We start from the raw sequence: 4766 nt of genomic DNA on the forward strand, positions 1-4766 counted from the left end.
GTTAAGTTTGAATTGGGACTTACGATTTCCGCAGGAGTGAGCTTCAATAAGATTTTTGCCAAGCTTGGGTCGGATATGAAAAAGCCGGATGCGATTACCTGCATCGAAGCAGATTCGTTCCAGGAGAAGATTTGGTGTCTTCCCGCCTCTGACTTGCTTGGAGTCGGCAGAGCGACCGAGAAGGTTCTGTCCGGTTATGGGATTCATACCATTGGAGAGCTTGCTGCAACATCGGATGATTTCTTGAAGTGCCGCCTTGGAAAGAATGGACTGGCGATTAAGAAGTATGCCAATGGGCTGGATGATTCGCCGGTTATGCGTTCCGATTATGTCTCCCCGGTAAAAAGCATTGGGCACGGGATAACGACCATGCAGGATTTGGAAAATAACGCCGAAGTCTGGTGTGTCATGCTGGAGCTGGTGCAGGAAATCGGAACTAAGCTGCGAACGCATAAAAAGAAAGCAGGCGGAATTGCGATTTCCATCCGCAACAATGAGCTTTTCACGAAGGAGTGGCAGTGCCGGATTAGCATTCCGACACAAAGCCCTACCTATCTGGCGAAAACCGCATTTTCTTTGTTTGCAAAGAATTATCAGTGGGAACACCCGATTCGTTCGGTGACGGTTCGGGCAATCAATCTGTTTGAAGAGGATTGTCCGATACAATACGACCTATTCACAGATGTGAAATCACTGGATCGCCAGGAACGGCTGGACGCAGCGATTGAGCAGATTCGATTCCGATTCGGGAAAGATGCGATTAAAAATGGGGTACTTTTTCAGAAAAGCAAGATGCCGACAGAGCGAAAAGTGGATTTGGTTATGCCGACAGGAATGATTGGTTAATACAGCACCGGCAGAATCTGGTGAGTTCTTTGCTAAAAGAAGTCAACACATTCGCCGGTTTACAGAGGAGGAGCGTAGAATATGTCGGAACAGAAATGTAGAAAAGTATATGTACCTGTGAATTTGGATGTGGATGCAGAGGGGAATATCCGCCCGCGCCTGATTCGCTGGATTGACGGACGGGTGTATGAGATCGACCGATTGAAGCATAAGTGCCGAGCTTCTTCCACGAAAGTGGGCGGCTGCGGAATTCGTTATACGGTCATGATCGGTGGGCATGAGAGTTTTCTGTTCAACGAAGATGAAAAATGGTTCGTTGAGGCAAAGGAGCCGTGCCTATGATCCTTTCGCAGAAAAACATAGAAGAAATCGCTGTTGCAGTGATAAGAGATTTTCAAAAGTCCTTTTTCGGCAGCGAAGCAGATGATCCGGCAAGATTTGCGCTTCCGACACCCATTGACCAGTTTGCATCCGATTATCTGAACCTGAAGGTGTCATTTCAAAAGTTGTCCTCGGACGGAAGCATCTATGGTCTGACCGCGTATGTGGATACAGAATATCAGATAGAGGTTGATGGAAGTCAGAGGAGCATCTTCCTGAAAACTAATGATGTGGTTCTGGACAAGAGTTTCATTGAACCAGAGAATATTCGGAAACTCTGCGGAAAACGCAGATTTACGCTGGCGCATGAGTGCGCTCACCAGATACTGTTTCAGCTGGATTCCGATGACCGAAAGATAGCCTGTCATAAGAGACCGGAAGTGCGAGGAAATGGCTCGCGCGTCTTGAGAACGCAGGAAGATTGGAACGAATGGCAGGCCAATTCGCTGGGAGCCGCCATTCTGATGCCCCAGTCAGAAGTAGATCGAGCGATGTGGTTCATTAACAGCAGAAAGCCTCTGACCTGTTATGGATGGCGTTTTTACGACAGTGACCAGGTGAAGATAGATACTTTCTGTGGTGTCTTTGGCGTTTCGAGATCAGCAGCAGCTATCCGCTTGGAACAACTGGGCTATCTGAACCGGAAAAAGGATTATGAATATCGTGATCCATTGGAGGTGTGGCCATGAGCAGGAATATCAGAGTATCGGAACCATCTGCGGAAATGCAGATTAAAATCATCCGGGCAAAGGATGCGATTGCTTCGCAAAAGCCCAGGATTGTCAGGTGCCCTTATTGCCGACACAATTCAATCATCGTCTTTGAGGATACCAGAGGACATGTGCAGACCAAATGTAAGGCCTGCGGACGCGAGACCGTCTTCAATGTTTTGGAGATGAGAAGATTACGGAGATTGCAGCTCTACTATTCGTCTTTGAATGGTTGAGATGACAATAAATAACCCTATTAACACAATTTTATAAGTCATAGCTGTGCTGTGGAGCCGCTGACAGGCGAAGTCTTCCGAATGCCGCATGAGACAGAATTATGGGATACCCATGTTCTGTTTTATCGGCACAGGATTTTTCTTCACCGTCATGCGGCTCTTTTTTTGACCTTCCGTCGATCCGGTTCTGTACCGGCTGTGCGGAAGGAGAAACGTATGTATTTTGACGCAAAAGAGTTTGGTAAGAGACTTCACGATGTTCGCACTTCCCGTGGCATTACGCAGGAGGAACTGGCGGTTCGCCTGGGCCTGGCAAGCAAGCAGCATGTCAGCCGCATGGAGAACGGTGAACGCAGCTGCTCTATTGACTTGCTGATTGAACTGTCCTGCATCCTCCATGTCAGCACGGATTATCTTCTGATGGGCAGCGAGCCAAGCAAAGAGGAAGTCAAAAATGATCTTCTTAGTATTATTTCGGAGCTGTCTACGATTGCGAAAAAAATCTAAAAAGCATTAGGCGCAATATAACTGCTGACGGCGTAGAATCATGGTGGCTATCTTGGTGGATACCTTGATGGGTGTCATCCTCTAAGTTATCATGGGTTGCGTCATAGGACTTATCATTGGCTGTACCCATGATAGAGTGAGCATGAGTGATTTGAGCACCCTCACTGCCGTGGGCAATAAGGTGGATACAAAGATTCAAAACTATGTGTGGGATGTTCGGCGATTTATCTTGCTCACTAACTTGGTCATTGACTAAGTTTTTCTGACTAAGTTGGTAAGTTACATTTTTCAAGATGACTCTGAAATCTTTTGCCGTTGAGAAAATTTTCGGATTATATGCCGCTGTATATCCAGGCGGCTTTTCGGTTTCCCTGACGATTTTGCGTAGGCCGCTTCCATGACGCTCCATGTATTTCATGCGGTGGAACGGGTCAGCAATCACAGGGCTTGCCATATTGAACGGATACTTTTTAGTGTCAAAAACAAATCAGAAAATAAAAACGGAAAATCCGTTGATATTTTCTGATTTGCGGCGTATAATAAGATTATAAGAAAATAAAAACGAAAAAACTGTTTTTAAAGGAGGACTACTTATGAAAATACTCCGCATCACCGCACAAGGACTCCCATTATTCAAAAAAGACTTGGATATTTGCTTTTATACGCAGCAACGTGTTTGCGAAGAGGACAAAGATAGTCTTTACCGTTTGACGGATAACTACTATCTCCACTCTGCCTGTGCTTTCATTGGAATTAACGCATCTGGCAAGACCTCGGTATTAAAGGTCATTAGCTTGGCCTTAAATATTGTGAAAAATGAGCCCATCAATCATGTGGAGGCAAAAAGCATTCTTGGCGGAGCGAAGAATGTTACAATCCGCACATATTTTTATGATAAGCGTAGCTACGTCTGCTGCTTGGAAACTGTAATTGCGGCAAAGAAGTCGAAAACAGGGGAATATGTGTATTCGATTCTGTCTGAAAGCCTTTGGGAAAAACCGATTGCAACCGTTAAGTCGAAAAAGTATCTGACAGATTTTACAGGAATGAAGCCTGTAGAGCAGCGCAATAGCGATGAAGCATACCTTTCTGATGATGTCAGCTTTGTCATTGCACATAATAAAAAAGCGAATGATACAGTGGAAATATTCAGCCTGCTTTCCTATACGAATGTGAATGTGCTTCCATTTACCGAAGATATTCCATTGGAGGTAATTGCATTTCTCGATCCGACCATTGAGAAATTGTGTTTTGAGCAGACAGAGGGAAAAACATTTATCCACTTGAAGTTTAAGGATGAAGAAGAGATTATCCTGAATAATGCGGCAGACCTTGAGCAGTATCTGTCCTCTGGTACGATTAAGGGTATTATTACATTCTCGATGGTAAAGGAAGTTCTTCATTCAGGTGGTTATCTTCTGGTAGATGAAATAGAGAATCATTTCAACAAGGAAATTGTAACGACCTTAGTGCGCTTCTTTATGGACAGCCGACTGAACAAAAATGGCGGAACGCTTATTTTCACTACGCATTATCCGGAACTGCTGGACGAATATGACCGAAATGACGGAATTTGTATCGTTAGAAACCGTAATGGCATTACAGCAGAAAATCTGAGCTATATATTGAAACGTAATGATATTAAAAAGAGTGATGCTTACCAGAGCGGCTTCCTTGAGGGAACAACGCCAGCATATGAAGCGTATATGCGCTTGAAGAAAAGCCTGGCTGCTTCAATCAATTAAGGAGGCGGCAGAATGGAATTAGCAAAATACAAGGCGTGTATATGTGAAGGCTCTGCCGAAGAAGCTATTATCGACATACTGGTTGATAATGATCTTCTGATTTTCAACAGAGAAGAAATGTTGGAAGAACGTGTCATCCGTTGCAGAAGTGCTAAACGATTCGAGGAGCGATACTTACGGAAAGGATTCGATGAGCAGATTTCTGTGATACGGATTTTGGATTCTCGCAGAGAGGAATTTCGATTGAGTAAAGCATATGAGCAGAAAATTGACGTGGTAAATGTCATTACTGCTCCAGAAATTGAAATGCTGATTATTCATGCGGAAGGAGCATATGATCA

6 protein-coding genes and 2 pseudogenes are annotated in these 4766 nt (G+C 44.5%); 7 read left to right on the forward strand and 1 reads right to left on the reverse strand.

Features of this window, described 5'->3' with window-relative positions; translation table 11 throughout:
- The 5 genes from ACZQK9_RS12880 to ACZQK9_RS12900 all read left to right on the forward strand — a co-directional run.
- Positions 1-846 (forward strand): DNA polymerase Y family protein (locus ACZQK9_RS12880; RefSeq protein WP_483270834.1); only part of this gene is annotated, 846 nt, incomplete at its 5' end.
- 81 nt (positions 847-927) lie between these two features.
- Positions 928-1188, forward strand: coding sequence for a hypothetical protein (locus ACZQK9_RS12885; RefSeq protein WP_483270835.1), 261 nt, complete (start codon positions 928-930; stop codon positions 1186-1188).
- Entirely contained in the window at positions 1185-1916 is a 732-nt protein-coding gene (locus tag ACZQK9_RS12890) for an ImmA/IrrE family metallo-endopeptidase (RefSeq protein WP_215694649.1), read from the forward strand. The genes ACZQK9_RS12885 and ACZQK9_RS12890 overlap by 4 nt, the downstream gene beginning before the upstream one ends.
- Positions 1913-2173: a hypothetical protein gene (locus ACZQK9_RS12895; RefSeq protein ID WP_008396552.1), complete on the forward strand. Its 261-nt coding sequence runs from the start codon at positions 1913-1915 to the stop codon at positions 2171-2173. The genes ACZQK9_RS12890 and ACZQK9_RS12895 overlap by 4 nt, the downstream gene beginning before the upstream one ends.
- Before the next feature lie 165 nt (positions 2174-2338).
- The gene (locus tag ACZQK9_RS12900) at positions 2339-2680 is read left to right on the forward strand and encodes a helix-turn-helix domain-containing protein (protein ID WP_243034910.1); all 342 of its coding nucleotides are present in this window, start codon (positions 2339-2341) and stop codon (positions 2678-2680) included.
- A gap of 265 nt (positions 2681-2945) precedes the next feature.
- Here the strand turns inward: ACZQK9_RS12900 and ACZQK9_RS12905 are convergent.
- A pseudogene (locus ACZQK9_RS12905) lies at positions 2946-3128 on the reverse strand (ATP-binding protein); the annotation flags it as partial.
- Between the two features lie 385 nt (positions 3129-3513).
- Between ACZQK9_RS12905 and ACZQK9_RS12910 the strand changes: the two are divergent.
- Together ACZQK9_RS12910 and ACZQK9_RS12915 are read left to right on the forward strand one after the other, a co-directional pair.
- Entirely contained in the window at positions 3514-4425 is a 912-nt protein-coding gene (locus ACZQK9_RS12910; protein ID WP_483270836.1) for an AAA family ATPase, read from the forward strand.
- A gap of 12 nt (positions 4426-4437) precedes the next feature.
- Positions 4438-4766 (forward strand): annotated as a pseudogene (locus ACZQK9_RS12915) (hypothetical protein); the annotation flags it as partial.

Source organism: Wujia sp. (genome assembly GCF_056872695.1).